The organism is Marinobacter maroccanus, assembly GCF_002933275.1.
GTDB classification, from domain to species: Bacteria; Pseudomonadota; Gammaproteobacteria; order Pseudomonadales; family Oleiphilaceae; genus Marinobacter; species Marinobacter maroccanus.
This window is the reverse complement of sequence record NZ_PSSX01000001.1, coordinates 499,252-523,513: the sequence shown is the minus strand read 5'-3', so window position 1 is coordinate 523,513 and position 24,262 is coordinate 499,252. Positions and strand designations below refer to the sequence as shown.

38 protein-coding genes are annotated in these 24,262 nt (G+C 57.7%); 12 read left to right on the top strand and 26 right to left on the bottom strand.

Features of this window, described 5'->3' with window-relative positions:
* Positions 1 to 11 precede the first annotated feature (11 nt).
* From KEHDKFFH_RS02500 to KEHDKFFH_RS02405, 21 genes are all read right to left on the bottom strand, one after another.
* On the bottom strand, positions 12 to 1,502 hold the full coding sequence (locus tag KEHDKFFH_RS02500) for a hypothetical protein (protein WP_104320448.1): 1,491 nt from the start codon (positions 1,500 to 1,502) through the stop codon (positions 12 to 14).
* Positions 1,499 to 1,897, bottom strand: coding sequence for a hypothetical protein (locus tag KEHDKFFH_RS02495; protein WP_104320447.1), 399 nt, complete (start codon positions 1,895 to 1,897; stop codon positions 1,499 to 1,501). The genes KEHDKFFH_RS02500 and KEHDKFFH_RS02495 overlap by 4 nt, the downstream gene beginning before the upstream one ends.
* Complete coding sequence (locus KEHDKFFH_RS02490) at positions 1,894 to 5,112, bottom strand: coiled-coil domain-containing protein (RefSeq protein ID WP_104320446.1); 3,219 nt, start codon at positions 5,110 to 5,112, stop codon at positions 1,894 to 1,896. The genes KEHDKFFH_RS02495 and KEHDKFFH_RS02490 overlap by 4 nt, the downstream gene beginning before the upstream one ends.
* Positions 5,113 to 5,168: 56 nt before the next feature.
* The gene (locus tag KEHDKFFH_RS20105; protein ID WP_158253178.1) at positions 5,169 to 5,318 is read right to left on the bottom strand and encodes a DUF7210 family protein; all 150 of its coding nucleotides are present in this window, start codon (positions 5,316 to 5,318) and stop codon (positions 5,169 to 5,171) included.
* 64 nt (positions 5,319 to 5,382) lie between these two features.
* Positions 5,383 to 6,138, bottom strand: coding sequence for a phage tail tube protein (locus KEHDKFFH_RS02485; RefSeq protein WP_104320445.1), 756 nt, complete (start codon positions 6,136 to 6,138; stop codon positions 5,383 to 5,385).
* Between the two features lie 3 nt (positions 6,139 to 6,141).
* Positions 6,142 to 6,591 carry a hypothetical protein gene (locus KEHDKFFH_RS02480; protein ID WP_104320444.1) on the bottom strand — a complete coding sequence of 150 codons (450 nt, stop codon included), beginning with the start codon at positions 6,589 to 6,591 and terminating at the stop codon, positions 6,142 to 6,144.
* Entirely contained in the window at positions 6,588 to 7,142 is a 555-nt protein-coding gene (locus KEHDKFFH_RS02475; RefSeq protein WP_104320443.1) for a hypothetical protein, read from the bottom strand. Before KEHDKFFH_RS02475 ends, KEHDKFFH_RS02480 begins: the two co-directional genes overlap by 4 nt.
* Positions 7,142 to 7,693, bottom strand: coding sequence for a phage head completion protein (locus tag KEHDKFFH_RS02470; RefSeq protein WP_104320442.1), 552 nt, complete (start codon positions 7,691 to 7,693; stop codon positions 7,142 to 7,144). The genes KEHDKFFH_RS02475 and KEHDKFFH_RS02470 overlap by 1 nt, the downstream gene beginning before the upstream one ends.
* 1 nt (position 7,694) lies before the next feature.
* Entirely contained in the window at positions 7,695 to 8,228 is a 534-nt protein-coding gene (locus KEHDKFFH_RS02465; protein ID WP_104320441.1) for a head-tail connector protein, read from the bottom strand.
* Between the two features lie 37 nt (positions 8,229 to 8,265).
* Complete coding sequence (locus KEHDKFFH_RS02460; RefSeq protein WP_104320440.1) at positions 8,266 to 8,490, bottom strand: hypothetical protein; 225 nt, start codon at positions 8,488 to 8,490, stop codon at positions 8,266 to 8,268.
* A gap of 53 nt (positions 8,491 to 8,543) precedes the next feature.
* A complete protein-coding gene (locus KEHDKFFH_RS02455; RefSeq protein ID WP_104320439.1) occupies positions 8,544 to 9,827 on the bottom strand; it encodes a phage major capsid protein in 1,284 nt (427 codons plus the stop codon).
* A gap of 73 nt (positions 9,828 to 9,900) precedes the next feature.
* Positions 9,901 to 10,833: a S49 family peptidase gene (locus KEHDKFFH_RS02450; RefSeq protein WP_104320438.1), complete on the bottom strand. Its 933-nt coding sequence runs from the start codon at positions 10,831 to 10,833 to the stop codon at positions 9,901 to 9,903.
* A complete protein-coding gene (locus KEHDKFFH_RS02445) occupies positions 10,821 to 12,005 on the bottom strand; it encodes a phage portal protein (RefSeq protein WP_241956409.1) in 1,185 nt (394 codons plus the stop codon). Before KEHDKFFH_RS02445 ends, KEHDKFFH_RS02450 begins: the two co-directional genes overlap by 13 nt.
* Before the next feature lie 80 nt (positions 12,006 to 12,085).
* The gene (locus KEHDKFFH_RS02440; RefSeq protein ID WP_104320436.1) at positions 12,086 to 12,280 is read right to left on the bottom strand and encodes a hypothetical protein; all 195 of its coding nucleotides are present in this window, start codon (positions 12,278 to 12,280) and stop codon (positions 12,086 to 12,088) included.
* Positions 12,274 to 13,959, bottom strand: coding sequence for a terminase large subunit (locus KEHDKFFH_RS02435; protein WP_104320435.1), 1,686 nt, complete (start codon positions 13,957 to 13,959; stop codon positions 12,274 to 12,276). Before KEHDKFFH_RS02435 ends, KEHDKFFH_RS02440 begins: the two co-directional genes overlap by 7 nt.
* The gene (locus KEHDKFFH_RS02430) at positions 13,959 to 14,420 is read right to left on the bottom strand and encodes a P27 family phage terminase small subunit (RefSeq protein WP_104320434.1); all 462 of its coding nucleotides are present in this window, start codon (positions 14,418 to 14,420) and stop codon (positions 13,959 to 13,961) included. Before KEHDKFFH_RS02430 ends, KEHDKFFH_RS02435 begins: the two co-directional genes overlap by 1 nt.
* A gap of 85 nt (positions 14,421 to 14,505) precedes the next feature.
* Positions 14,506 to 14,889 (bottom strand): HNH endonuclease, encoded by a 384-nt coding sequence (locus KEHDKFFH_RS02425; protein WP_104320433.1) that lies wholly within the window; start codon positions 14,887 to 14,889, stop codon positions 14,506 to 14,508.
* A 101-nt stretch (positions 14,890 to 14,990) separates the two neighbouring features.
* Positions 14,991 to 15,374 (bottom strand): hypothetical protein, encoded by a 384-nt coding sequence (locus KEHDKFFH_RS02420; protein WP_104320432.1) that lies wholly within the window; start codon positions 15,372 to 15,374, stop codon positions 14,991 to 14,993.
* Positions 15,371 to 15,595 (bottom strand): hypothetical protein, encoded by a 225-nt coding sequence (locus tag KEHDKFFH_RS02415; RefSeq protein WP_104320431.1) that lies wholly within the window; start codon positions 15,593 to 15,595, stop codon positions 15,371 to 15,373. The genes KEHDKFFH_RS02420 and KEHDKFFH_RS02415 overlap by 4 nt, the downstream gene beginning before the upstream one ends.
* Entirely contained in the window at positions 15,585 to 15,851 is a 267-nt protein-coding gene (locus tag KEHDKFFH_RS02410; protein WP_104320430.1) for a hypothetical protein, read from the bottom strand. The genes KEHDKFFH_RS02415 and KEHDKFFH_RS02410 overlap by 11 nt, the downstream gene beginning before the upstream one ends.
* An 8-nt stretch (positions 15,852 to 15,859) precedes the next feature.
* Entirely contained in the window at positions 15,860 to 16,279 is a 420-nt protein-coding gene (locus KEHDKFFH_RS02405; RefSeq protein WP_104320429.1) for a glycoside hydrolase family protein, read from the bottom strand.
* A 78-nt stretch (positions 16,280 to 16,357) separates the two neighbouring features.
* On the opposite strand from KEHDKFFH_RS02405, the gene KEHDKFFH_RS02400 reads away from it, so the two are divergent.
* Positions 16,358 to 16,627 carry a hypothetical protein gene (locus tag KEHDKFFH_RS02400; RefSeq protein ID WP_104320428.1) on the top strand — a complete coding sequence of 90 codons (270 nt, stop codon included), beginning with the start codon at positions 16,358 to 16,360 and terminating at the stop codon, positions 16,625 to 16,627.
* A 218-nt stretch (positions 16,628 to 16,845) separates the two neighbouring features.
* Here the strand turns inward: KEHDKFFH_RS02400 and KEHDKFFH_RS02395 are convergent, their stop codons facing one another.
* Genes KEHDKFFH_RS02395 through KEHDKFFH_RS02375 form a run of 5 tightly spaced genes read right to left on the bottom strand, consistent with a single transcriptional unit; the run spans position 16,846 to position 19,454 of the window.
* Positions 16,846 to 17,184: an antiterminator Q family protein gene (locus KEHDKFFH_RS02395; protein ID WP_104320427.1), complete on the bottom strand. Its 339-nt coding sequence runs from the start codon at positions 17,182 to 17,184 to the stop codon at positions 16,846 to 16,848.
* A complete protein-coding gene (locus KEHDKFFH_RS02390) occupies positions 17,174 to 17,632 on the bottom strand; it encodes a hypothetical protein (RefSeq protein ID WP_104320426.1) in 459 nt (152 codons plus the stop codon). Before KEHDKFFH_RS02390 ends, KEHDKFFH_RS02395 begins: the two co-directional genes overlap by 11 nt.
* Positions 17,568 to 18,521, bottom strand: coding sequence for a hypothetical protein (locus tag KEHDKFFH_RS02385; protein ID WP_104320425.1), 954 nt, complete (start codon positions 18,519 to 18,521; stop codon positions 17,568 to 17,570). The genes KEHDKFFH_RS02390 and KEHDKFFH_RS02385 overlap by 65 nt, the downstream gene beginning before the upstream one ends.
* Positions 18,502 to 19,191 (bottom strand): hypothetical protein, encoded by a 690-nt coding sequence (locus KEHDKFFH_RS02380; protein ID WP_104320424.1) that lies wholly within the window; start codon positions 19,189 to 19,191, stop codon positions 18,502 to 18,504. The genes KEHDKFFH_RS02385 and KEHDKFFH_RS02380 overlap by 20 nt, the downstream gene beginning before the upstream one ends.
* A gap of 26 nt (positions 19,192 to 19,217) precedes the next feature.
* On the bottom strand, positions 19,218 to 19,454 hold the full coding sequence (locus tag KEHDKFFH_RS02375) for a YdaS family helix-turn-helix protein (protein ID WP_104320423.1): 237 nt from the start codon (positions 19,452 to 19,454) through the stop codon (positions 19,218 to 19,220).
* A 100-nt stretch (positions 19,455 to 19,554) separates the two neighbouring features.
* Between KEHDKFFH_RS02375 and KEHDKFFH_RS02370 the strand changes: the two genes are divergently transcribed.
* The 11 genes from KEHDKFFH_RS02370 (at position 19,555) to KEHDKFFH_RS02320 (ending at position 24,260) form a co-directional block, all read left to right on the top strand.
* Positions 19,555 to 19,959 (top strand): helix-turn-helix domain-containing protein, encoded by a 405-nt coding sequence (locus KEHDKFFH_RS02370; protein WP_158253177.1) that lies wholly within the window; start codon positions 19,555 to 19,557, stop codon positions 19,957 to 19,959.
* 182 nt (positions 19,960 to 20,141) lie between these two features.
* Positions 20,142 to 20,864 carry a TIGR04255 family protein gene (locus KEHDKFFH_RS02365; protein WP_158253176.1) on the top strand — a complete coding sequence of 241 codons (723 nt, stop codon included), beginning with the start codon at positions 20,142 to 20,144 and terminating at the stop codon, positions 20,862 to 20,864.
* 3 nt (positions 20,865 to 20,867) lie between these two features.
* Positions 20,868 to 21,491 (top strand): hypothetical protein, encoded by a 624-nt coding sequence (locus KEHDKFFH_RS02360; protein ID WP_104320420.1) that lies wholly within the window; start codon positions 20,868 to 20,870, stop codon positions 21,489 to 21,491.
* On the top strand, positions 21,484 to 21,828 hold the full coding sequence (locus tag KEHDKFFH_RS02355; protein ID WP_104320419.1) for a hypothetical protein: 345 nt from the start codon (positions 21,484 to 21,486) through the stop codon (positions 21,826 to 21,828). The genes KEHDKFFH_RS02360 and KEHDKFFH_RS02355 overlap by 8 nt, the downstream gene beginning before the upstream one ends.
* A 191-nt stretch (positions 21,829 to 22,019) precedes the next feature.
* Entirely contained in the window at positions 22,020 to 22,448 is a 429-nt protein-coding gene (locus KEHDKFFH_RS02350; protein ID WP_158253175.1) for a helix-turn-helix domain-containing protein, read from the top strand.
* Entirely contained in the window at positions 22,445 to 22,723 is a 279-nt protein-coding gene (locus KEHDKFFH_RS02345) for a phage antirepressor KilAC domain-containing protein (protein WP_104320417.1), read from the top strand. Before KEHDKFFH_RS02350 ends, KEHDKFFH_RS02345 begins: the two co-directional genes overlap by 4 nt.
* Positions 22,720 to 22,983: a pyocin activator PrtN family protein gene (locus KEHDKFFH_RS02340; protein WP_198412728.1), complete on the top strand. Its 264-nt coding sequence runs from the start codon at positions 22,720 to 22,722 to the stop codon at positions 22,981 to 22,983. The genes KEHDKFFH_RS02345 and KEHDKFFH_RS02340 overlap by 4 nt, the downstream gene beginning before the upstream one ends.
* Before the next feature lie 14 nt (positions 22,984 to 22,997).
* Positions 22,998 to 23,282: a hypothetical protein gene (locus KEHDKFFH_RS02335; RefSeq protein ID WP_104320416.1), complete on the top strand. Its 285-nt coding sequence runs from the start codon at positions 22,998 to 23,000 to the stop codon at positions 23,280 to 23,282.
* Complete coding sequence (locus KEHDKFFH_RS02330) at positions 23,272 to 23,466, top strand: hypothetical protein (protein ID WP_104320415.1); 195 nt, start codon at positions 23,272 to 23,274, stop codon at positions 23,464 to 23,466. Before KEHDKFFH_RS02335 ends, KEHDKFFH_RS02330 begins: the two co-directional genes overlap by 11 nt.
* Before the next feature lie 10 nt (positions 23,467 to 23,476).
* Entirely contained in the window at positions 23,477 to 23,851 is a 375-nt protein-coding gene (locus tag KEHDKFFH_RS02325; RefSeq protein ID WP_104320414.1) for a DUF7673 family protein, read from the top strand.
* Positions 23,852 to 23,885: 34 nt separating this feature from the next.
* Entirely contained in the window at positions 23,886 to 24,260 is a 375-nt protein-coding gene (locus tag KEHDKFFH_RS02320) for a hypothetical protein (RefSeq protein WP_104320413.1), read from the top strand.
* Positions 24,261 to 24,262: the final 2 nt, after the last annotated feature.

The window sequence follows — 24,262 nt, the reverse complement described above, 5'->3', positions numbered from 1 at the left end:
TGGTTCTGTCCTTATCCGGTTACGGTTTCGCCGACTTCAAAGCGGATGGTCGGGGTGTCTGGGATGGTGGCGCCGGCCTCGATCACGGTGCCCTGCTTTTCGCCCCACGCGACGATGATCTCGGTGCCGGCGTCTGGCAGTGCCGCCAGCGTAAAGTTGACGGTGCCGGTGGCGTAGTCGAGGGTGCCGGTGCCGTCTCCGGAGAGCTCTCCGCCGCCGTTGTCGCGGATCAGGTACCAGCTCCCCTGCGCGCGATATTCCACGGTCAGGGTGGCCTCGGCGGCCTTGGGCTCGGTCTGGAATACCCACGTCAGCGATCGCGTCTGCTGGTTCACTTCCAGGCTGGCCTGCTTGGTCTGCTGGTTTACAACCGCCCCGGGCACAAAGGTTAGGGTGGTGCCGTAGCTGGCGCTGCCGCCCGAGTAGAAAGCGCGGATCTCACCGTTCACGTAGTCCACGATGCTGTTTTCCTCATCCAGCCGGTTGCTGCCTCCGGTGTGAACCAGCTTGCCGCCCTGATCTTCGTATTCGCCGTTAGAGCCGGTGATCTGAAGCGTGCCCGGGGTGATCGCGCGGCCCGCGTGATATATCCCCTCGCCGTTGGGGCCGGTGGTCACGCCGCTGATGTTGCTGATCGTGATGGGGTTATTGCTGGCCGGTCGGATGATCGCGGCCTGCGCGCCGGCTGCCTGGTCGGTGATGGCGTTCTCCGACTGCGCGCTCGGTACCAGGGGCGCGAACACGTTTTCGACGGTGATGGTGCGATCGCCCACGGCGGCGGGCGCAGCCAGCGGTGAGGCGCCGAAATACTTGGCCGCGTCGGCTACCTGCGTTTTCAGGATCTTCATGTCGCTGTTCAGGTTGCCGGTCGGGTCTGGATCGCTGCCCTGAAAGTCGAACGCCAGCGGCTGCGCCAGCTCGATGGTGTAGGTCTTGAGCTGATAGTTGTAATACCCGTAGCTGCCCCGGTCTTTGGTGAACGTCTGCTGCTCGATATCCACGCCGGTCACGCGCACGTACTGGCTGTTGCCTGTGTCCAGATCCTCCAGCACAAAAATCTGCCCGGGCTCGGGGTCTTGCTGGTTGCGGGTCTGGGCCAGCGCCTGAATCGCGCGCTGTCCCGCCAGTTGTCGGCCCCAGAGCCAGAACGGGGCCTCGGTGCTGGCGACCACGTAGCTCTCGATGCGGTCCTGGGCATCGATCCGGCGGTCGGTGTGGCTGTTAGTGTTGAACAGCAGCACAAACACGTTCGGGTCTTTCGCGCGCTGGCTGACGATGGTGTGAGCGCCCAGCAGGGTATCGGTGTTCGCGGCGTTCACGAACAGGTACAGCTTGCGGAGGTTCACGCGGCCATAAACCCGATCCACTCGGGAAATGTCCGGAAAGGTGTTGTTGATCTCGCCGGAGACGACTAGCCGGCCACTCATGCGTCCGCCGCCGTCGTCGGTGTCCGCCATGACTTCGGACTCGGATAGAACGATCTGATCGCTGGTGATGGTCACGGGTTAATCTCCATTAAATTGATAGTGACGGCGTACTTGTGATCGGGTCCGGGGTTGGCCAAGCGGCGAATGGGCTCAACATTAATGGGTGGCCGGCGAAACATGACATTGAAAGAGCGCCCCCAAAGAACCAGGGTGAATTCCTTTTCGGGAACAGAAGCCATGGCGTAGAGCTGCTCCAGGTCCGCGCGGGAAATCCAGGACGCCTCCTTTCCACCGAACAGGGTTATGGGGCGACCGTCCTGTCGGCTTCCCTCCTGGACAACCAGGTTGCCGACCAGGCTGTACTCTGTGCTGTGCTCAACGGGCGTCCAGGCGAACTCATCCCGCCATTCAAGATCAGGAGGGAGATCCAGGGTTTCGGTACCGTCACTGAGGGTGATTTCCAAGGTCATGAAGTACTCCGCAGGCCGACTTCTTCCAGGGTGCGCAGCAGAGAATCCGGATCGTCTGTCTGAACTTCCGTGCGTTCGCCACTGGGTGTCTGGAGAATGATTGTCTGAGAGCCCCGGGACTGGACGCTCTGCTGCTGGTTGGTTGTAGTACTTCTCTGCTGCTCGAACTGTTGGCGCTCCCGCTCAGCCTGCTCCTGCTGGCGCTGCCTTTCAGCCGCCTGGCGTTCACGTTCGTTTTCAGCTTCGCGACGATTCTGCTGCTCAATCTTGTTGATTTTCTCCAGCTGCTCCAGGGCGCGGGCATAATCCTCAGCCGCTGAATCCGCACCTGCCTGGCGCGCCTGCTCCAGCTGTTCCTGAAGCCGTTTTCTCTCAGCTTCATACTGGAGTCGCTGAGCTTCCTCGGTATCGCCGGAAATATCGGCAAGGCGCTGACGAAGACTGTTCAGGGTGGATTCTGCGGAACTGTTCAGGCTTTCAATTTTCGTGCGAGCGGCGTCGATCGCGGATTGGAGCCCCTGCAGACGTTCGTTATCGAGAAGGTTGAACTGATTGGTGGCCCTGGCGGCAACACTGTCGAGCTGATCAAGAGAGAGGCTTCCGGCATTGATTCTGTCGGTCAGGCTTTCCATGGCAACAGCCTGCTCATAGAACTCCTGCTTTACCTCAGCCGCTGCCAGGGCGGTATCGGCAAACCAGGCCGCAAAGCTGTTACTCATCAACCGGCGGCGGGCACTGGCCAACTCATCAACACGCTGCCTGCTCTGTTCGAGCGCCTCGCTTGCACTGATACTTTCGTCAACAAAGGCGTTACCACCAATTTTCTCTTCGAACAGGTTACGTGCGGCGGTGCTGAGTTCAGTGACTGACTGCCGAGCGTTGCTTATGGCTTTGGCAAAGGCGGCACCCCACGCATCGCGGAAACGGTCCCGGGCCTTTTCAGCCTCCTCTGCTGCCTGCTTGGTTTTCTCCTTTACCTTGTCGATGCCCTCGCCAGCTTTATCGCTGTCTTCCGGAACATCCTCAAGCCCCAGATCTAGATCCAGACCAGTCAGCTCAGCCAATTTCAGACGAATCGTTTCCAGTGCCTCATTGGCTCCGGCAGCACCGATATCACCGGCTTCTTTTAATCCCTTGATTTTATCCTGCAGCGCAGTCAGCCCTTCCTTAGTGTTGACTGACTCGATCGCCTCACCAAACCCCACCTTGAAGGCTTCAGCTGATTGCTTGCTGGTAAGCCCAGCCGCCTCAATCTTGCTAGCGAGCGCCCCTACTCCATCAATAGCTTCCTGAGCTTCAGAGGTGATTCCGGTCATCACCTCCTTAACGTCAACGCCATATTCAGAAAGGCCCTTACGCGCATCCTGCGTGGCGCGCTCCTGCTTGCGCATGGCCTTTTCAGCAGCTTCGCCAGCAGTCTCAATGTCTTCCGCGAGAGCCGTGAGCGTGCCAACGGAACCTTCAGCATCCTTGCCGGATTTCTTTGCAGCTTCACCCGTCTCCTCAAAGGCTTTGATTGCTGCCTTTCCAGCCTCAGCGGCCTTCGTGCCGTACTCGATCGTCTTGTTCTGAAGATCAATCACCGAAGCACGGGCGGCCTCAGCTTTGGCGGCAATGGTGTTGTAAGCCGAGTCGGAGACCACACCCACTTTATTTAGCGCGAACGCCAGCCCTTGCGCCGCACTCATTACGCCCGCGATACCCGTGGCAACAAACGTCAGGAAATAAGCAGCCGCAGCCTGGGCACCGCGAAAAACGGCAACGGCGGTATTGCCAAAAAATGAGAGTGTGTTGGTGATAGCGCTGAAGCTCTCACCGATCGATTTTGAATTACTGGAAAGATCCTGAAGGAACCCGATCGCAGACTCGCTCAGGCGCGTGAACAGACTGACCAGAGCTTCCCCTGCCCCAGACTGGCCGAACAACTCCACTACCTTGTCGGTTGCCTCGCCAACCGCCGGTGCCAGCTGCGCACCAATCCTCGCCGTCAGCCCCTTCAGCTTCAGGTCAATCTTGTTGTAAATGTCATTCGCGCGGTTGAGCTTGTTGAGCTCTTCCTCGGAATAAATAGCGCCTTCCTGCTGTGCCTGGTCGAAGATCTCCCGAAGGCCGGCGGCGTTATCCTCGAGTAGTGGCTGCAGCTGGCTGGCGTCACTGGCCAGCTTCTCCAGAAGCGCCACCTGTTCGGACTTCGACCCCAAATCCCCGATGGCAGCGCCAAGTTTCAGCAGCTGCTCATCCGGGCTTAGATTCCTGAATTCCTCAATCTTGAGGTTCAGTGTGTCCATTACATCAGCGGCTTCACCACCGCCAGTGCGCGAGAACTCACCCAGCCGCTCGGCAACGTTGCGCAGAATGTCGGAGACCTTCTCTCCGGACAGCCCTACCCGATCGCCAGCAATCCGCCACAGCTGGAGCTGCTCCCGGTTCACGCCGATCGCGTTGGAGGTATTAGTCAGCTCATCGGCCAGCTTTGCCTGGCCTTTGCTGAAAACCGTGAGTGTGGCAACTGAGGCACCGGCGGCCGCAACAAAGCCAGCCACAGCGAGCCCGGCGGTCTTCAGCCCTGCCCCCACCTTTCCCAGAATGGGATTCAGGCCCTGCAAACGCTCCCGGAACTTGCTAACCCGCGTGCCGGATTTCTGAACATCATCGCCGAGCTCCCTGGAACCACCAGCAGCCGCTTTGGCGCTGTCACGCATCTGGGTTAGCTCCGAAGTAACGCTGCCGATCTCGGCATCAACGCCAGCGATTTCGCGCTTGATCCGTTGCTGCTCTGAAGACAGATCCCGGGTACTGATGCCGGCATCACTCAGGCTATCCCGAAGTCCATTCAGCTGGCGCTGGTTGTCCTGCCACGCCTGGTCGGCATCCCGGGAAGCCTTTTTGGCTTTCTCAAATTCGTTCCGCTGAGCTCGGGTCGGCTTCTCAGTCTGAGCCAAAGCCTTACCCAGCTCTGTAGCACGGTCCTTCGCTTGCGCCTGCTGATCGGCCAGGCCTTTGGTCTGGCTTTTCAGGTCGGCAAACTGGCGCACCAGCTTCTGCTGATCCCTCAGTTCAGACAAAGCACCGGCCAACCCTTCCAGCTTCTCGCTGGCTTCACCGGTATCCTGCCCCAGCGCCTCCAACTCCTTGACCAGCTGCCCGATGGATTTAAGCCCCTCGGTACCGGCTTTGATCAGAAGTTCGACTTCTTGCTTTTGATTGGTGGCCATGAATGCTCCAGACACAAAAAACCCCGCCGAAGCGGGGCACCATCACACCTGATCGATCAGATTACTTCGCGCCGGGACAGGCGCTCTGCCTGGCCTTTATTGAGCGTCACCTCGGCGCCAGCTGGATACTCAATACCCTTGTGACGATGTGGTTTCTTGAGGACGGCTTTCACCGCCTCCGGCGTCTTCTCAGCTGCCTTAGTCATGGCGTTCTCCAGATGTCATTGATTGGTGAGCGGGCGGAGGTACCGCCCGGTTGGCCAGTGCAGGTTATTCCTGCATCAGGATTTCGTAGGGGCTTCCCTTGCCTTCCGGCGTGGTCATGGTTCCTTCCAGGGTGCCGGTGATGAATTCCCGAGCCATCAGATCAAGCGCCTGTGTGGCACTGAAGGAAGCGCTGAAGATGGTCACCACGGCGTTCTTGCCAGTCACCAGATTCTTGCCGTCCATGATGATCTGACGCTTTTTGGAGATCTCGGTCGCACCACGGATCTTCTGGCCAGAGGTTTCCACGGTGTCGAAATCGATCGTGACTGCGGCCGCACCATTGGCACTCAGTGCACGGATCAGACCACTGGCAGACTCAACCTCATAGTCTGTGCCACGAGTCAGAACAGTAGTGCCGTCTGATTCCAGCGTGACGGTAATGGTTGAAACGTCCACGTTCGGGTAAGGCAGCTTTTGCCATACCCCCTCAGCCAGGGTAACCGCCTCACCAGTCACGCTTTGGACTGAAGAGGTGTAGGCCTCACTGGTACCAGCCAGGGCGTCAGCCAAAAGCCCGGATGGCAACGAGTCAAAGTCCATCGCCATGCGCGGCGCTTCGCCCGGAAGGTTCACAGAGTCGAGCACCTGACCATAGGTGTCACGCTGGAAGCTGGTCCGGTCAACAGATTCCGGCTGAGGCGGCGTCATCTCCAGCCGGGATACGTTGATCGGCCCGGCAAAGTCAGTGGCCAATCCATCCACAATGGGAGCCATATAGATATTGCCGGCGAATATCAGGCCTGTGTCTTTGTAGTCCATGGGTTATCTCCAGTTCAGGGTGTTGTACGTCAGGGTGATCGGCAGGTAGATCGGGATGATCTTTGTGCCGAGTTCAACATCGTCGAGCTGAGCCTCGCCGGCTTCGATCTCGACAGCCAGGCCGTTGAACTTGATGCTCTCTGGCCTGAACAGGGTTCGGTAGATGTCTTGCAGCAACTCATCCTGACGGCCCCTGACACCAGGGCTCCGCTCCAAATAAGCCACAATTTCTACCGTGCGGGTCTGGTTGGTCGCGCCACGGGACTGGGTTGCCAGGCGGTCGGTGAGATTCCGGATACCGATGCAGGGCAAAGCCGTGTGCTCATCGAAATACAAGGCCGGGTCATCATCCATAACGTCCCCCGGAACGTCCGTGAAAAAGCCTTTCTCGGTGCTGATTTCGTTGAGGCGTGCGATCAGCACGTCCACCACTTGCGTTGCTTTCGCGCTCATTTTTTCAGCTGCTCGTTGTAACGTCGGATGAATTTGTCGCTCAGGCTCTCGCCCACAGATTTCCGGAACCGGTCATCGGCTGCAGCCTGGAAGTGCAACTTGATGCTGTGGCCAGCTGCTGGCTGGATCCGATCCTCTCCAGCCTTCCGATGGCGAGTCAGGATGGTGCGCTTCTTTGCCTTCGGGTTTACAAAGCCCCATACCCGCATGAGCTGACCGCCCTTGCGAATCCAGACACTGGCCCGGGTGCCGGTGCTGTCAGTCGTTCGCGTGGTCGTTTTCCAATATCTGAAAGGGATTCGACGACTGGTTGGAGCCAATACTGCGATAGGCTGTTTATTCGTCGCCCGACGGAGACCAATCTGGCCACCTGCCTTTGCTCTGGAGATGCCGTCCCGCGAGATGATCTCCGCAAGTTCGCGCTTGCTCTCCCGCCCCTGATCGTTGATTGCAGCGCGTGACGCCCTCCGGATTGCCTGGGGCTGATCCTCCAGGCTCTCCAGTACCGACTCCAGACCGTCCAACTGGATGGCGGGCTGCCGACGAGCCATCAGACTGTTCCCATAACCCGCAAAGTCACACCGTCGTCGCTTCCCTCGACAACACCGTCAACAACGTAGGTCACGCCTCTGGTTGTGATCTGATCGCCACGCCGGCCCCATGGGTAGGGCAACTGAGGCTGGAAAAGCTCGATCTGGTACCGGGGCTCATTCATCGGCCCAACGTATATGTTTTCGCGCGTGAGAAACGCCAGCACCGGAACATCCACAACCTCACTCTTCTGGCGATACTGTGCGGCGTGGCCAATGATCCTCCTGGCAGAAATCGCAAGCTCACTGCGGCTCTGGCCAGGCTCAACAGATTCGATGATGTACCAGTCGGCACCACGCTGAATCAGCTGTCCCTGCTCTACATCCGGGCGGTAGCGCATGCGAACGAAGGTGCTGTCTACCGCGCGAATGCCACTCGGTTCGGCACGGCCAACACTGCGAGGCTCCTGGAACCCTGCCCATGCAGTGCCGACAACAGGCCAGGAAGGCTCATTTTCTCCTGTCCGGGCCCCGTAAAGCGTTACGCGGTCTTTCAGTTTCCCAGCCTGCATATCAACCCATCCTGTGGATGACGTAGGGAGCGAGCAGAAGCTCAACTCCCATGGGCAGATCCGTAGCGATCGTGCCGATCACAACGGCTTCCCGGTTCTCATACAGGTGCCCAACGATCAGCAAAGCAGCTGCCCGCACATCAGCAGGCAGCTCTGCGTGCCCGATATCGGCGGTTACCTTCACGGAGGCCCGTTGCGATTTACTCGCGGGCCATTCAGCCGCTGGATAGAGCACGGGGTACACCCCGCGCCCATCCAGAGAAAGATCGCCAGCCGACAGGGTCTGCTCCCCACCCAGCGGATCCAGATACACCACCTGGTTCACAGCGCGAACGGGAGTCCACTTCAACTCAATTCCGCCAGTGCCTGAGGGCAGCGCATCGAGAACCATCTCTGCACCGTCAACCTTTTCGAAGGCTTGGCCAGTCCGGTTTTCGATCTGCCGGAAGGCAGCAGCGATCAGGGACGAAACCAGACCGTCCTCGGCATCGTGCTCGATCCGGCAGTGCGCCTTGGCCTCTTCAACAGTGATCATGCGGACAGTTCCTCAGCCGGCCGTAGCCGGCATTCCGTTAGGCTTTCGGTTCAGGTTCCTGATCGGCTTTGCTTGCCGGCAGCTTGGTGCCCTTCACAGCCACCTTGCCCTTGACCAGGCGCTCCGCCTCATCCGCACTGAAGCCGGCCACATCGCCCCGGCTGTAGCGGCTCCACGGCTTGGTGAAGGTAATAACAACCTTGTCGGCTTTTGGTGCAGCCTGATCCTTTGCGGCCTCGTCTTTCTTCGTTGGTTCAGCCATGACTCATACTCCTGATGAGAAAAAATGAATGGCGGCAGTACGCCGCCATGGGATTACCAGGTAACTGCGGTACCCAGAACCAGACCTTCCAGGTGGCGGAAGCCGATATCGTGCTCAGCCACCACACGAACCACGGACTGGTTACGGGAAAACGCAGACACCAGGTTGCCGCCGGAGTCCTTGTAGGTAGCCTCGCGGGAGAAATCGACCTTCATGTTCTCCTGCTCACCGATCACCACGTCGTTCCAGTCCGCGAAATAAATCTCGGACTCATTGGTACCGGCGCCAAGGTTGGTCGGGATGGTGGTGGTGTGCTGAATCGGGTAGCCCTTCAGCATGCCCTGGGCAAGCTCCGGATAGACCTTGTTGCCATTGCCATCCCGCAGGCCAAACAGCTTCATATAGCTGCGCGGAGACAGAGCCCAGCCGGGCTGAATAAGCAGGCTGTCACTGTTCATCAGCTGCAGGATCAGGCTGTCGAGGTAGGCATCGATCGTGGCCAGATCAGCGGTACCAGACCAGGGAACGGTTCGGCTGGCATCAGTGGCAGTAGCTTTAAAGCCTTTAGGCGTGTTGCTGGTGCCGTCATCCCGGAGGAAGGCCTTGTCTTCACGAACCGCCATGGCGTTGATCATGTCGTTCAGGACGATCTGCTCGATCCGGAAGCCCGCTCGACCGATCAGCTGGTTGGACATCGGCACCAGCGTGATCATGGTCTTTGCAGACAGGTTCACGTCATCGGTGCTGCCCTCGCTTGCCAGAACATCATTGCCCTCACCCACATAGCCGGCGGTAGCGCCAGAGCTCATGCGCGGCATGGACAGGTTGCCATTCGGCAGCGGTACATTCCGGGCACCCAGCTGGCGAACCACAGTACGTGGACGCAACAGTTCGATAACCTCATCGTGCATGTTGTCGGGCACCAGGGCGCCACCGGATCCACCACCGGTTTCCATGGCCATGGCAACGTCCATATCACCGATCTCGTTACGGGCGAACTTCACCGCATCCGTGAGGTTGCCGCCACCGGCTGCGATCGACATCACCATCCGTGCAGCGCTGGCGCCCGGGTACTGCTTGAGCTCAGGCTTGATGTGAACTGCAGGGGCGTTGTTGGCAGAAGGACGAACCGGCTGGGCTGCAGCGGCCTGCATGCGCTCGACCTGTTCAGCGCGCTCCATCCGCTGGGACAGCTGATCAAACTCTGCCTTCAGTGAGTCGAATTCTGCCAGCTGCTCAGCAGTCAGCTCCCCGCTTTCCTGTTCAGCAGCTGCCAGAGCCTGGACTTTCTGGTTTACTTCCGCTCTCTTGCGGCGGAGTTCTTCGATCGGATCCATGTCGCTTTCCTCTTTCTTTCAGGTATAAAAAAGGCGGCCAATTGGCCGCCCGGTTAGCTGCTCCGCCGCGTGGCTAGAGCTGGCATTGGGTATTCAGGGCATGAGCTTGCGCGGAGATTCGCCGGCTCCCGCCCTGTTCGGTTTGCCGGTAGCTTGCTGCAATGGCATTCACCGCGTCCTGAGCGGGCGCGATCTCGTCGATCAATTTCAGGCTGAGCGCCTCTTTCGCGGAAAAGACCTTTGCCTCGGTAGCCACCACCGCTTCCACGTCCAGGCCGCGATACTCCGCAACCGACGTGGTAAACATTTCGTAGGCCGCGTCCAGCCGACGCCCGATCTCCAGGGTGGCCTGGTCTGTAATGGGCTCATGGGGTGAGGCATCGTTCTTGTGCCCTCCCCGAAAGAAGGTGTTGAACTTGATGCCGGCAGCTTCTTCGGCACGGCTCACATCGTAGGTTTCGATAATTACGCCGATGGACCCAACCATTGACGTAGGGCTGGCGACGATCCGTGAGCAAGCAGAGGCCAGGAAATACCCTGCCGAGCAGGCCGCGAAGTTGATCAGCGCTGTGATTGGCTTTTCAGCAGACACCATGCGGATGTAATCAGCCGCTTCCTTGCATCCGAGCGCGGAGCCACCGCCGGTGTGGAAATCCAGGATAATTTCCGCCACCTGGTCGTTATGCCGCACCGATTCAATCTGCGATCGCAAAAGCTCATAGGAAACCAGCTCTTCACAGCTTTCGGTGATCTCACCCCGGCGCGGTACCAGAATTCCGTGAACCGGAATCACAGCCAACTGGTTCGCGGATCGCTCCGGCTGAGCTGCCCGCTGCTCCTCATCCATCAGCGCCAGCGGTGCCATGGACTCAACGGAGCCGGTGTCCTTACCAAGGAGACGAGGCTCAAGAACGGATTTCACAGCGGTTACCAGTGCCGGCGTGGCGAACAGCGGCACGCCAAATACCATGGACGCTACATGCGGATAATTGATCAGGCGCGGCATAGAATGTCCTCAATCTCTTTCATTTGGTCGGGAGTGGCGTTCAGCGCGCTGGCAGAATTGCCAGGCTCAGCCATATTCAGCGGAGAGAGATAGCGATCACCGCCCTGAATCGGCGGCATGTTCTCAAGCCGGCGCACGTCGTTGGCAGAGAGCCAGCCCCAGTTCCGGCCGATCGCGTAGGCTTCATAGCGAGACTTCTGATCCCCACGCAGCAGCCCGCTCACGTTGAACTCGATGTAGAGGTTGGCGCGCTCAGAGGGCAGAAGCAGATCCCGCATCATCGCGGCCTCGTGCCGCTTGATCCAGGGCAGCAACGTATAGATCACGAACTGCAGCCCCATGTGCTCGATGTTGTTGAACGTCGCCCGGTCCATCATCTGGATCATGTGCGGCGGAACTTTATACATCTGGCAGATGGTCACAGAGGAATGCTTCCGGCTCTCCAGCAGCTGGGCCTTCTCGTTGTCCATGGCCAGCTGTTTATAAGTCATCCCCTCCTGAAGCATCGCCACGCTGAACATATTGCGAATGCCGCTGTGGCGCTCCGCGAACTTGCCCAGCAGCCGGTCCAGCTTCGCCTGGTCCGTAATCGGCGCCGCTTCCCGTGGCCGCTCAATCACCCCTGACATCGTGGTACCGCGAGAGAAAACGGCAGAGGCATGCTCTTCCGTGGCGATCGCCAGTCCGATGGCGTCTGCATTGGTCTCGATCGGAGACACACCAACGAAACCATCCAGGGAGAACCCCTTTACGTGGTGCACCATCCGGGATGGCAGGATTTCGTTCTGGTCGATCAGGTGGTAGTACGGCATGCCATCGTTGCCTTTGAGCACTCGCACTTTGGTATTACTGATCGGGATCAGCTCCCGCACATAGCCCGCACCATCACGATCAATCAGGGCGATGTGGTTGCCATCCAGACCCAGTGCACCCTGTGCCTGTTCGTAATACTCGAAAGCGGTGTCCTTTCGATTCGGCTGTGAGTGGATGACATCGTAGAGCGGATGATCTGTCGCCCGCTCCCGATTACCGTCGCCAGTGCGTCGGTACAGCTCGCACGGAAGTTGTGCGACAGACTCTGCCAGCAGGGTCACGCAGCCACGCAAAGCCGTCAGAGCCAGCGCCGTATCCTTGTTGACCATCGCGCCGGCAGCGCTGTTGCGGCCAGACATGGAGCTGACCCAATTGCTCCAGTCACCGCCCGGACTCCGGCTACTGGTCGAGCTGGATTGAAAGAAGCTGGAGAGAAACATCAGCTGTCACCTCGCTGCTGGCGATTAGCCTGGAAATCGCGAACAGCCAGGGCCCGCGCGCTCATGAACGACCAGACCAGGCAAAGCAACCCGCCAACGATGTAGCCGGCCGGCGGGAACACCAGCCAGGAACCAAAGGCCAACAGCAGAGCACCCGCCAGGCCAACGAGAAACGTCAGGATAGATATCAGCATGTCACGTCCGAAGTGTCGTAAATGGACGGCTGCATCTGATCGCCCTCCGCGCGGATCGCCCGCCCGAGAGCCATGATCAGAGCCACAACCGCATCAATCTTGTTTTCAGGAAACTCTTTGCGTGGATAGATGTTGTCCTTGGCATCCAGGTGTGCCACCACGTTGGACATCATCCAGGTCAGCACCGGATCGCCGTTGTGGCGGAGCTTGCCGTCTAGCGTCAGCGCCTCCAAGGTCTTCATCGGTTCGCTCATGTTGGCCACCGTTTGCCGGTACTCCACCATGGGCAACCCTTCCTCCTGCATTCGCGTTGCCAGGTAGGTCGCCTGCCAGGGATCGAAGGCAACATCCTGAATGTCGAAGCGGCTGGCGAACTCCCGTAGATCCTCTTCAATGAACGCGAAATCAGTGACACACCCCGGCGTCAGCGTAACCAGACCTTGTCGGGCCCAGCCGGCATAGTGCTGATTGCGGCCTTCGTCCGCCGCGTCCTCCGGGATGTAATAGCGCCCGAAAACAGACCAGCCATCATCGTCCTCAAACAGCAGAACCAGCGCTGCGACATCGATCTTGCTGGCCAGGTCCAGCCCGATCCAGCACTTGCGGCCCTGATACTGGTCGAGCGTCCTCTCCGGGTTGCCGCACTTGTCCCACGCCTGCAGATCCATCCAGGCCGTGTCAGCGTTCACCCAAACGTTCAGATGCTTGGTCAGAAAGTTGTTAGTGGCCGCCGCCATGGTCATGGCCTTGCGCGCCTTCCGCTCGATGTCCTCAGGGTTCACCGAAACATTCCAGTTCGGGTTCGCCTTGGCCCAGCTCGACGGATCTGTCCAGTCGTCGTCATCGTCGATCGTGTAGATGATCCCGAAGTAACTCTCATCCTGGACGACGCCCTCCAGGATCTTGGTCACATATGCGCGTTGCTCATAGCAGATCCCGGCCCGGTTGAAGCCAGCCGTGGTGATCAACCACAGCAGCGGCTGCTTCCGGGCGCCGGTACCGGTCTCGATAACGTCGAAGATCTCCCGCGTCTTGTGAGCGTGGAGCTCATCGATCAGGCCGCCGTGGACGTTCAAACCGTCGTGGTTGCCGCCCTGGTCCCGACTAAGTGACCGGAACACGCTGTTGGTGTGTTCAACGAAAACCGTGTGCGAGCTGGTCGCCACACCGAACCGAGCCTGCAGTCCCGGCGTGCGATCGACCATCTGCTTGGCGTCTTTCCAGGTGATCTGTGCCTGGTCCCGCGTGGTGGCAGCGCTGTAGACCTCGGCGCCCGGCTCACCGTCAGCGGTAAGCAGATACAGGCCAACGCCTGAAGTCTCGGATGACTTGCCCTGCTTTCGAGGCATCTCGTTGTAGGCCGTCTTGAATCGCCGGTACCCGTCCTCGTTGATCCAGCCAAACACGGTGGTCAGGCGGAAGATCTGCCAGGGCTGAAGCTCCAGCCGTTTACGCTCTCGGGCCCACTCCCCTTTGACGTGTGGCAGCAGCTCGATGAACTGGCAAACCCGGTTCGCCAGCGCCGGCTCCCACCAGTAAGGAAAATCCGCCGTCCCTTCCCGGTCCAGATCTCGCAGCTGGCGATGGCACGCAAGCTGCACCCACTTACAGGCCGGGAGCTCACCACTCACCACCGCGTTGGCATACTCCAGAGCAATGGCGACGTAATCCCTCGCCATCAGATATCCTCAAAGCCGCCGAGATCCAGCTGCCCCTGTGGCGGCGCCTTGACCTTGCCAGCACCCGCCGGCGTGAGCCCGAACTCGTTCGCGCTCTTCATCACCTGATCCCAAAGCTTGTTCCGGATCTGGAAGTACACCGACTGCACCGCATAGTTCTGCGGCGTGTAGTCGATCATGTCTTCCAGGCGCTTCAGCTTCTTGGTGATCTCTTCGAACTTGCCGTAGGAATCGCAGTGAGCGGCGAACGCCGCCTGGTCCAGCAGGGAGATCAGGCCAGCCTTCTCCAGCTGTGGCCCCACCTGGTTCCAGTACTTCTTCGCAGAACGCGGCAACCAAGTCGGGCAATCCGGCAGACCGATCGGCCGTTGCTCGTTCGAGCCGTGATTGTCCCTGTCTTTTCTGAAGTTCCCTTCCAGGACTTTGAGCTGTGCTGGCTTTGGTCTACGTCCTGCAGTCATAAAAAAAGGGGCACCCTTTCGGATACCCCCCCTACCTCAATTTTGCCATCGAAAAAAATCACGGACGGTGAGCGGTCGACGGTACTCACGCCTGAAAGTTTTGACCCCGCCCCCGGGCCCGCCGGGACTCTTCCTCGGTTTTCAGTTTGTGACAAAGCTTGCAAATTGCCTGAAGGTTTTCATCAGCATCGGTACCGCCCTCAGCCTTCGGTACGATGTGGTCAACTGCCACGGCAGGCATCACCTTACCCTCTGCCTTGCAGGGCTGGCACAGGGCCTTATCCCTGCGCATGATGCGCACACGTATACGCTTCCACCTGCCACCATAGCCACGCTGGGAACTGCTGCCACGATCCTGATTCAGCCAGCCACTAGCCTTGGCCTGGTGCTCTTCACAGTAACCATTCCGGTTGGTAGTCACGTTGGAACAGGTACCGGTACGGCATGGCCTTGGTATCGCTTGTGGCACTGAACTACTCCTCGAGTGCATCCACCAAGCCGTTATGCCTGGTAGCGCAACTGTGATAGATGGATGCAACCTCCTTGATCACCAGCACCATCTCCTGCCCCTTACCGTTCCCCAGCTGGGCTGGTACCGCCGGGCACTTCAACAGAAGGTTCTGCTGGTCCGGGGACAGACTCACCCCGGAGGGCTGCGTTGAGCAGGCGGACAACATCAGGCTCAGCACAAACACGCTGGTAGATAGGCTTCTGGATCTCACGAATGATTCCCCGATCGATAATGCGCTCATTGGCCCGAAGCTCACCCAGCCGAGCCTCTACGGTCTGGGCTATGCCAGAGATATCGCCCCGGATCTGCTCGGCCAGCTCCTGCCTGTCCTCAACTATGGCCAGGCGCTTGGCATCCTCGAACCAGCCACGTGCAGTCCAGCCACCAAGGCCAACACCAGCCAGCACAACAGCAATGACCAGCAGCTTCACCTTGAACGTCATGACTTGCCCTTCAGGTATTCAACGGCGTTGCCACCGTAGTAGTACAGAAGATTGGCACTGAACACGTAACACAGCGTCTGTGCCAGCGGCACCATGGGCGCCTGAATAGATCCCAGCAGCATGGAACCTGCAACCAGGTACAGGCCCATGATGCTCATGTAAGCCATCAGCCTGCGATGGAACCACCACTGGTTCGGGTTCGGATGCTGGTTATCGGCCATACTCATTCTCAATCAGCCGGTCCAGCTTGGCATTCATGGCCCTGAGATCAGCCTTGAGCTCGTCAAAGTTCTTCTCGGCACGCTCCTGGTCGTTCAGCCTGGCCTGCTGCAGCATGTGAACAGAGGTTTCAACCAGGGAAATGCGTTCATCCTGTTTGGACTGATCCCGGGAAATGGAAACAGCCAACATGACGACTGTAATGATCACGGCGATGGGGATGCCCTTATCGACGTGCCAGCCTCTACGATCGCTCATCTCCTCACTCATTGCGGGGCCTCACCCCGCCTCATCAGTTCAGAAAGCTCCACCGCGCGACTACCTACCTGCCGGGCCCACTTGCTGTCCATCATCTCGGCAGCTGCCCTGTCCCAGTCCTTCTCAGCCAGGGCACCCAACATGCGCCGGAACTCCAGCAACGTCGGCACGCCCATGTTGAACGCCATATTGGCCAGAACCACCTGCCGGATCGGATCCAGGCTCAGGTACAGGGGCATGCGCTCCAGCTCCTGTTCCACCTGGTCGATGTCGTTATCCAGCATGAAGCCGGCTTCGTCCTCACTGATCCCGCGATCGTCCAGGTTGCGGCCATAGCCAACGGTGAGTTTTCCAACCGTGTCACGGTATGGCTTTAGCCTGAGACCCTCATGACGCTGGAGCTGTTCCAGAAGTACTTGCTTGATCATCCCGCTACCTCGAATAAAACCGGCCCACTTGCTAAGCTCGCATCTGCCAGGACAATCACCCAACAAGGGACCGAAACCATGAACACAGGCGATCTCGAAGCCCGCGTACTGAAACTGGAAAAAGAATTGGCCTCTCTGAGCCACTTGAACCTGCAGCTGGTGAACCGTGAAGTGGTTCTGAGGGGGATGATGCATTCCCTACTGAACCACCTGCCCGACGATCAGAAGCAGGCTCTGCACCGCACTTATGGCCAATACCTGACACTGATACTTGAGCAGATCCCACCTGACGTTCAGGACCGCGAGATTCTTGAGGAATTCGAGGACATCCTCTCCCATCGATCTTGAGAAACACCTTCCGAAGGTCGACCCGACTGTAAGCCTCATCGATTCGTTTAATGCTCGGAATACTCATACCGCACCCATAAAAAAAACCCGGCACCAGGCCGGGTTGAAGGAGTATCAAGAGTGTTTGCTGCGAGTCCTCAGATGCACTTCCTGCACCTTACGGAAAGAGAGTAGTTTTCTGCATGCAGGATGTCAACAATACTAATCAGCAATATGCGTTAGGCTGCATGAAGCACGGCATCTACCCACGCTTCAGCAGCACCCAGCAGATAGCGCACCCGTTCCCGGCTTCCAACACCAGACTCCCTGGCAACACGCGCCATGCTGAACCCGTAGGAGTACACCATCACCAGAATATCGGCCATGTCCTTGTCGCGCCGCCTCAGGCGGGCAATGGCCCGGTCCACGGCCAAAGCCTCCTCATCGGTACACACCGGCATCGCAACAGACCCAGCCGGTACCAGGCTCACCCGGTTGTAGCCCATCCGCAAACCACTGTCGCTGGTACGCACCCAGCGAGCCCACTCGGTCAACCGTTGCTGGGTATCACTCAGCATGACCACCTCCGAGGATCGACCACACCCGCGCCATGCCCTTGCGTGCAGCCTTGCGCCTGGACTGTTTCACAGTGTCGCCTTCAGGCAATGCTGGCTGGAAGGCCTGGTGAGCAGCGCTTTTCCGGTCCCGAGCCAGCCCCAGAATCCGGCCCACATCCGGCCAGTAGAAATCACCATCTCCCTCGATCAGCTTCCCCTTGGCCCGCTGCAAAGCCGTTTCAAGCTGCTCCCAGCTTAATGCATCCACTTCGCCAGCCCACTCCCTGCGGGCCAGCCTGATGGTTTTCTCATCCGGCCACTGCACGGTGAACCTGTGCCCGTAGATCAACTGCAGCCGGTTGAAGAACAGAACCGTTTTGCGCTTTTGCTCCTGAGTAAACCCGTCACCAGTGCTCGAGTGCGTAGTCTGGATCGGAGAGTTGTCGCTGGACTGCAGATCGTTCGTCACGTCTTGAACGATGCTGTGGATCTGGCGCACCTGTGTCATTGGCACCTCGCTGCTGGTTGTTTTGAAGATCCTGATTGAGCCTGTCCCGCTCACGGGCATAGCTTTCCGAGAAAGGTTTGTAGTACTCCGGGCCATCCGGAATGCGACCGAGGTTGGCCTCTGCAACGGCCATGATCTGGCGCATGTCACCAATGGTGAGCCCCAGCCGCGTCCAGTGTTGGTAAAGCGCAATCAGCTTCGGGCGAGCTACCCGGTGGTAGGCCCACTGCCTTTCACGGCCAAGGAAGGAGCCCCATTCGTCTGGCTGTTGGGGCTGGAAGGTGTCAGGCCACGCCTCATTTTCGCGCGCACCCGCGTTAGTAGAGTTAAGTACAGTAGAGTTATACAGATGTGTGTTGTTCCTTGTGTCGTTCCCTGTGCTGCTCCCTGTGTTGTTCCTCCCCTGCTCTGCTGGCACTATTTTTCTTGTTTTCGGGAGGTTAACCACTTTCCCGCTGTGCGGTTCCTTGTGTTGCTCCCTGTGTTGTTCCTTGTGTTGTTCCTTTTCTGGACGGACTGACCCCACGTCAGCTAACGGCAGTTTAAAAACAAGGCCCCGGCTGCGACTGGATTCATGGTTCACCACCAGGCCGGCCCGCTCCAGCTCCGCCACCCGGGCGCGCACACGGCCAAGGGTTGGCGTCTCTGCCCGCTTTCGCTGGCTGCCCCAATCCGGGTCCACGGCGATCAGCTCCGCCAGGGCACGATAAGAGAGCTTGCGGGCAGGACCACCAGCCACACCCGTTCGGTAGTCCATGTAGCGCCGAAAGCCCCGCAGGTAGACAACCTGAGCCTCAGGCGTCAGACCCTGCAGGGCCTCGTCTTCCGCATCATTCCACTGCGATCGCATGCTCGCCCTCTCGATCAATGCGCTCAAACTCGATCACCCAGACCCAGGGATTGACCTGCCATGAGTCTGGCCCGTTGATCGACTCCCAAAGCCTCATGAACTGGTCCCGGGCGAATTGCTTCGTAACCACGCCGTAGGCTCTCGGCGAACCGATCGGACCGGTTGCGCCCTCTGAAGCGCTGTCCTCTCCGCTGATATCCTGCAACCGCTCAACCCGCACATCGATAATCTCCAGAGTGATCCGGCTGGCCCAACGGGGCATGTGGATCGATGGCGTCCACCCGCCATCGCATGGCTTCAAGCTAGGCGCATCGGCGCGATATGTGACACCCAGGCTTTCGGGAGAGCTGACACCATTGCGAATCTCTTCAATTAGCTCGGCTTCCAGATAGCCACCTGGCACATGATGAGTCTCCCGCACCCACAGCCGGTCACCGGGCTGGCCGTATGGGCATGCAGATCCAACAAAAAGATTAATCGTTTCCTTTTCTGGGCTACTGGTCGCGAAGGCTCCATATTCGGAGTTTGGCCGGTGGCCATCCCAATGAAACCAGCCATTGCTTTCAATTCTTGGCTGCGGCTTCATTACCCTTCGAGTCTGCGTCTTCCGGCCCTCCAGAATCGCCCTGACCATGTCGTCTTTGAACAAGATCGGTTTTTCTTTGCTCATTGGTCGCCTCCCATCCACCTGGTCAGTTACGCAACAGACTGTTGCTTGGTAGCCTCAGGAGACTCGCCGAAAATGTCCGGACGCATGGAGTAACGATCAATGTCACCGCCCTGTGCCTTTACCGCAGCCTCAAGCGTCAAAACATGATGAGCAGGGATCCGCGTCCAGTTGTGAAGCGTCGGCGGGCGCACACTGCAAATCCGTGCCACCTCTACCTTCGTGCCAAGACATTCCACCAACTGCTCAAGAACAGAATCAGTCATACACAACCTCCCAATTAGCTTTAGAAGAGTAGCGTCACACTAATTCCCGATCAAGTTTAATTTCTTACTTGATAAGTAGTTAAAGGCTAATATGCGCAACATGAACGAGAGAGATTTCAACGCCAGAGCCGCCCGCATCAGAGAAGCCATTGAGAGTGGCCCTCTCGCTATGAGTGAAATTGCAGACACGATGGGCGTTGCCAGAACATCAGTCTTGAACTGGAAGCGTAAAGGCAACATCAACCTCGACAACCTCAAGGGGTTTGCCCAGCTCACTGGCTATCGATTCTGGTGGCTAGCCTTTGGGGAGGGGCCCAAAAAATATGATGAGCCCGAAGCGGAACTAGAGAACCCGCTAATGGAAATAGCGAAGTTTTCGACTGAGCACGCCAGACTTGTTGAATGCATCTCTCATCTGACAGCAGCAAGAGTACTTACACCGGCCCTTGCGGAAGGAATCACTATAAGCTTGAATGCTGTCGCAGCGCTCAAAAAATCAGAATGAGCAATAATTACGTATAAATAATAAAAAATACTCTACACTGACTGACAGGGTCCGAGTCACCGATTACACTGCCGCCTCGAACCTATCTGAACGAAGGAAGCTCCATGGAAAACGTTCATTTCGATCGCAACGCAAGCCATTCGCTTTCAGTTGTGGCCGTTGCACTGGTTTTCAGGGAGGAATTGGGCAAGGAAGAGCTGAAACGGCTTCAGAACCTCAACGAAGTCATGAAGGATCTTTTTCCCAAAGCCCACAAAAAAGAATCCTTTAACTTCAGTATCAATGAGAGCAGCCCGCCGACCGCCTCGCCTAAGTTTGCAGGCTGGACGCTGGATCTTCCCTCACCGGATGAGCCCAGCTTGATTGACTGGCAACTTGACATCGAGCCAGGCAAATGCGGCATTCGAACTCTGGCATACACGGGCTGGAGTGATTTCATTGAAAAAGCGCTTCAATACCTGTCCGCTCTTTTTGAGCGCGCGGATATCCAGAACGTGGCGTTCGACGAACTCGGAGTCCAGTTCGTTGATCGCTTTTACTGGAACCTCTCAGATGAAGATTACAGTCTGAGCAAGTTCTTCAAGCCGGAAAGCGATGTGTTCTCGGAAAGCATCCGTAAGCGAAACGGGCCGTTGTGGCACATCTTCCAGGGTTGGAAGGAGCAAGTTGAAGGCAGAGAATTCATTGAGAATGTTAACCTCTCCACTAACCATCCTCCGGAAACCAACCACCGAACGGAAATAGTGCATATTGTCCGATGCATTAAAGGGCTTGAGGGGGAAGGTGACCGATTTGATCCAGAAGTAGTCAGAAACCTGAGCAATCACGCTCACCGCCTGAATAAGCAACTTTTAGAAGACATCCTGTCAGAACAAGCTATCGAACGTATTGATCTGAGGAAATAAAAAATGACCCACAGTGCAACGTTTGAACAAGCCTTATCTGCATCCGCATTTACAGGGCGGGACGTCTTTGCATTCGCTGAGGACAAGGAAGAATCACTTTCTGAAAACACAGGAAAGTATTTGGAGTTCCCAGTCGAGGATGCGATTCAAAGGAACTTTAACACGGTCAGGATCCTGACTGAGCGGTCCTCCACGCTACTCCAACACTCAGGCATGTTTGAGCTCGTGGGTGGCTTTTTGAGAGAAACGCCCACGTTTGCTTTTCCAGAGCGGGAGAACACAGCTGCGCCGCGAGAAGTACTTACCAGAATCGGAAATTACATATCAGTGGAAAATCCAAGCGCGCTCGCGAGATTCATAGCTCGTAATGGCGATATTGCGGAATTGCTCGAACAGGCTGCACGTCGCACCGCCGCCCTTCCCCACTATGCGGGTGGTGAGATTTCCGTTTTTTCAGAGCCCGCCGATAGTGATTATTGCGTGTATATCAACGCTGATTTCGCTGTGGAGTCTTATGAAGAGGCTTATGCTTTGGAAAATCAGGTATTCAGTGAAGTTCTGGAACCTCATTTCAATAAAGTAAATTTCCGAATTCTTCTCTCATTCGACACGGACAGCGATGATTGAGCCCGAAAACCTTTTTGATGTAGGGAACACGCTTTTCCAGGGCGACCCCGATGAGCCCCATAGACGCTCAGCTATCAGTCGGTATTATTATGGATGCCACCTGATGGCCGCTAAAGCACTTGGAATGGCGGGAGTTAATCGTGGCGGAGGGACACATCAGGCTGTGATCAACTCTTTAGCAGAGCGCGGCCAAAAGAAGTTGGCAACCGATCTCGATGACTTGTGCAAACAACGCAACCTGTGCGACTACAAATTACATCTGTCGCTGCCCAGCAAGCAGGCGAAAAAGCTCAAGAAGAAAGCAGAAGAAGCAAGAAAGCTGATCGAACAACTTTAAACACTGAATGATACGAAAGCCCCGCAGGCCAAAGCCTCCGGGGCTTTTTTCATGCCTAAAATTCGCGCCATCTCTGCACTTCTAAAAATAAATCCTCCCTAAAAGGTAAAAAATAACACCACTTTTCTTGACTGCCGATTAGTATAACGCTACCTTTCGCAACATCACTGATGCTTATTGGCGATATGCGTATGACTACTTCTATCGGCTCAGAATTCGAAATCCAAGACCCTCAGGGCACCCTCACACCGCGTCAGCGGGAAGTGCTGGTCTGGGTAACGGAAGGCAAAGAGAACGAATCTATCAGCATGATCCTCGGCATCACGCTGGGCACGGTGAAGTTCCACATAATCAGCCTCCTGCGCCACTTCGAAGCACCCAACCGGCAGCTGCTGATCAGCCGTGCCTGGAAAGCTGGACTAGTCAAAGCCAGGCAGCTGGCCATCGGCGTTTTGATTCTCGGTAACGCTTTGCCAGGCGTTAGCGACCAGCCTGCCACGGTTCGCACCTCACGCATTGCCCGGGTGCGAATCAGCAACCGTCGGGATGCCGACGATTACCTCATCGTTATGCCAACCAACCTTGACGATCTCCACGCCGGAGACAGGGAGGCCGCATGATCCCCGAGTACATCACCCTCGCCGAAGCCGCGAAAACGCTGAACCTTGGCCCACGCAAGATGATCCGCACGCTCAAAAGCCGCGGCATCCTGGACAACCAGCGCCTGCCGAGCTGGCGCTACACCAAACGCGGCCTGTTCAAGGTGGAAACCAAATCCTTTCATCACCCGGTTCGCGGCCTGCAACACAGCGCCAAAACGCTCGTGAGTCCTGCCGGCCTGGAATTCCTGCGCAAAGAGTTCGCAGAGCAGATCGACATTCAGGAGGCCTCGTGAAGCAGATTTCCACGTTTTTCGCACTGATGGCTGAGTTCGGTACCGCCGAGATTCCGCTTGAGGAGGTGTGCGAGAAGTTTTTCGGGCTGAAGCCTGACATGGCAAAGAAGCGAGCGGCTCGCCAGCAGCTGCCGGTTACGGCCTACCGGGGCGGTACGCAGAAAAGCCCCTGGCTTGTCAGCGCGCAGGATCTGGCCAACTACATCGACGAACAACGCACCAAAGCCCGCCGGGAGTGGGACCAGGTCAACGCGGCCTGACACAAGGAGTCACGATGAAAACCATTGAGGAAATCGAGCTGCTGAGCTGGAAAGCCATCTGGCTAGCCGTGCAAAACGGCAAGCACCGCCAGGTACAGAGAGCCATCGACGAACACGTCGAACGCTTCCCGACTTCAGAGCAGGATCTGGTACGGCTGCGCACCATTCACATCGTGCGCGACATCCAGCGCCAGCCCCACGAGGTTAAGAGCCGAATTCAACGAGTGTCACGCACCATCCGAACGCTTCAGAACGGCAACTTCAACGCCACCCGCCAGGAGGAATCCCATGCATCTTGATCTGCCGGAGAACACCCGCGTTATCGATCTGATCCGCTTCGCCAATGCCCAGGGCAAACGCCTGGTGTGGAAGCAGGAAGGATTCCGGTACCGAGCTCACCTGGAGGAAGCCGCCAATGACCAGCCACCTGTTGTTACTCGTCTCCGCCCTCGCCTGCGTGTGGTGGATAGCCAGAAAAAGTGAGGACCACATCATGATCACGCTGAAAGCCAGCGCCAACGACATCGAGCGCGCACTGCATGAGCTCCACGAGCTTGCCAGCTCCGGTACCGGAAGCGACGCCCGCCACGCCGGAAACTTCCTGCTGGCGCTGTGGGATGGCGAACTCAACCCGCTGAACGTGAGCGAATTCCAGTACCTGGACCCTAACCACATGCGCCAGGCACTGCAGCTGTTCACGTTCCTGATGACTACCGGCACCAGCCTGAAGAAGTTCATGAGTGCCGATGCGATCGACCAGGTGGCGGACAACCTCAGCAGGCTGAATTGCCAGAGCTACACCGGCTGGGATTACGGCAACGGCTCATCTGAAACCATCGTCAGACCCGCAGCGCAAACGCTGCCCTGAACTCACCAATAACAGACGCAACAGGAGTATCACCATGAGTGCACCCGCACCCACGCACAGAGACACCGACGTTACCCAGTTTTTTGAGGATTTGGATGGCGGCGTGTTCATCCAGAAGCTGGCCCGCGCGCTCAGCGAGGTAGCCGGCGGCGTTGTCGACAACAACGACAAGGGCAGCATCGATATCAAGCTGAACCTGAAGCGGATCGGCCAGAGCTACCAGGTGAACATTGGCCATACCCTGAAATACACCGTGCCAACCCTGCGCGGAAAGATCTCCGAGGAAGACACCACCGAAACCCCGATGCATGTGAACACAGGCGGCCGGCTGAGCATCTTTTCGGAGAACCAGAACCAGCTGTTCACCCGCAGAGGTGAGCCTGAAACCAGCCCAAAAAGCGAGGATTGATT

Coding starts and splice junctions, on each gene's coding strand:
- KEHDKFFH_RS02495 (WP_104320447.1), bottom strand. CDS start 1,897: ATGACCTTGGAAATCACCCTCAGTGACGGTACCGAAACCCTGGATCTC.
- KEHDKFFH_RS02490 (WP_104320446.1), bottom strand. CDS start 5,112: ATGGCCACCAATCAAAAGCAAGAAGTCGAACTTCTGATCAAAGCCGGT.
- KEHDKFFH_RS20105 (WP_158253178.1), bottom strand. CDS start 5,318: ATGACTAAGGCAGCTGAGAAGACGCCGGAGGCGGTGAAAGCCGTCCTC.
- KEHDKFFH_RS02485 (WP_104320445.1), bottom strand. CDS start 6,138: ATGGACTACAAAGACACAGGCCTGATATTCGCCGGCAATATCTATATG.
- KEHDKFFH_RS02480 (WP_104320444.1), bottom strand. CDS start 6,591: ATGAGCGCGAAAGCAACGCAAGTGGTGGACGTGCTGATCGCACGCCTC.
- KEHDKFFH_RS02475 (WP_104320443.1), bottom strand. CDS start 7,142: ATGGCTCGTCGGCAGCCCGCCATCCAGTTGGACGGTCTGGAGTCGGTA.
- KEHDKFFH_RS02470 (WP_104320442.1), bottom strand. CDS start 7,693: ATGCAGGCTGGGAAACTGAAAGACCGCGTAACGCTTTACGGGGCCCGG.
- KEHDKFFH_RS02465 (WP_104320441.1), bottom strand. CDS start 8,228: ATGATCACTGTTGAAGAGGCCAAGGCGCACTGCCGGATCGAGCACGAT.
- KEHDKFFH_RS02460 (WP_104320440.1), bottom strand. CDS start 8,490: ATGGCTGAACCAACGAAGAAAGACGAGGCCGCAAAGGATCAGGCTGCA.
- KEHDKFFH_RS02455 (WP_104320439.1), bottom strand. CDS start 9,827: ATGGATCCGATCGAAGAACTCCGCCGCAAGAGAGCGGAAGTAAACCAG.
- KEHDKFFH_RS02450 (WP_104320438.1), bottom strand. CDS start 10,833: ATGCCGCGCCTGATCAATTATCCGCATGTAGCGTCCATGGTATTTGGC.
- KEHDKFFH_RS02445 (WP_241956409.1), bottom strand. CDS start 12,005: ATGTCTGGCCGCAACAGCGCTGCCGGCGCGATGGTCAACAAGGATACG.
- KEHDKFFH_RS02440 (WP_104320436.1), bottom strand. CDS start 12,280: ATGCTGATATCTATCCTGACGTTTCTCGTTGGCCTGGCGGGTGCTCTG.
- KEHDKFFH_RS02435 (WP_104320435.1), bottom strand. CDS start 13,959: ATGGCGAGGGATTACGTCGCCATTGCTCTGGAGTATGCCAACGCGGTG.
- KEHDKFFH_RS02430 (WP_104320434.1), bottom strand. CDS start 14,420: ATGACTGCAGGACGTAGACCAAAGCCAGCACAGCTCAAAGTCCTGGAA.
- KEHDKFFH_RS02420 (WP_104320432.1), bottom strand. CDS start 15,374: ATGACGTTCAAGGTGAAGCTGCTGGTCATTGCTGTTGTGCTGGCTGGT.
- KEHDKFFH_RS02415 (WP_104320431.1), bottom strand. CDS start 15,595: ATGGCCGATAACCAGCATCCGAACCCGAACCAGTGGTGGTTCCATCGC.
- KEHDKFFH_RS02410 (WP_104320430.1), bottom strand. CDS start 15,851: ATGAGCGATCGTAGAGGCTGGCACGTCGATAAGGGCATCCCCATCGCC.
- KEHDKFFH_RS02405 (WP_104320429.1), bottom strand. CDS start 16,279: ATGATCAAGCAAGTACTTCTGGAACAGCTCCAGCGTCATGAGGGTCTC.
- KEHDKFFH_RS02400 (WP_104320428.1), top strand. CDS start 16,358: ATGAACACAGGCGATCTCGAAGCCCGCGTACTGAAACTGGAAAAAGAA.
- KEHDKFFH_RS02395 (WP_104320427.1), bottom strand. CDS start 17,184: ATGCTGAGTGATACCCAGCAACGGTTGACCGAGTGGGCTCGCTGGGTG.
- KEHDKFFH_RS02385 (WP_104320425.1), bottom strand. CDS start 18,521: ATGCGATCGCAGTGGAATGATGCGGAAGACGAGGCCCTGCAGGGTCTG.
- KEHDKFFH_RS02380 (WP_104320424.1), bottom strand. CDS start 19,191: ATGAGCAAAGAAAAACCGATCTTGTTCAAAGACGACATGGTCAGGGCG.
- KEHDKFFH_RS02375 (WP_104320423.1), bottom strand. CDS start 19,454: ATGACTGATTCTGTTCTTGAGCAGTTGGTGGAATGTCTTGGCACGAAG.
- KEHDKFFH_RS02370 (WP_158253177.1), top strand. CDS start 19,555: ATGAACGAGAGAGATTTCAACGCCAGAGCCGCCCGCATCAGAGAAGCC.
- KEHDKFFH_RS02360 (WP_104320420.1), top strand. CDS start 20,868: ATGACCCACAGTGCAACGTTTGAACAAGCCTTATCTGCATCCGCATTT.
- KEHDKFFH_RS02355 (WP_104320419.1), top strand. CDS start 21,484: ATGATTGAGCCCGAAAACCTTTTTGATGTAGGGAACACGCTTTTCCAG.
- KEHDKFFH_RS02350 (WP_158253175.1), top strand. CDS start 22,020: ATGACTACTTCTATCGGCTCAGAATTCGAAATCCAAGACCCTCAGGGC.
- KEHDKFFH_RS02345 (WP_104320417.1), top strand. CDS start 22,445: ATGATCCCCGAGTACATCACCCTCGCCGAAGCCGCGAAAACGCTGAAC.
- KEHDKFFH_RS02335 (WP_104320416.1), top strand. CDS start 22,998: ATGAAAACCATTGAGGAAATCGAGCTGCTGAGCTGGAAAGCCATCTGG.
- KEHDKFFH_RS02330 (WP_104320415.1), top strand. CDS start 23,272: ATGCATCTTGATCTGCCGGAGAACACCCGCGTTATCGATCTGATCCGC.
- KEHDKFFH_RS02325 (WP_104320414.1), top strand. CDS start 23,477: ATGATCACGCTGAAAGCCAGCGCCAACGACATCGAGCGCGCACTGCAT.
- KEHDKFFH_RS02320 (WP_104320413.1), top strand. CDS start 23,886: ATGAGTGCACCCGCACCCACGCACAGAGACACCGACGTTACCCAGTTT.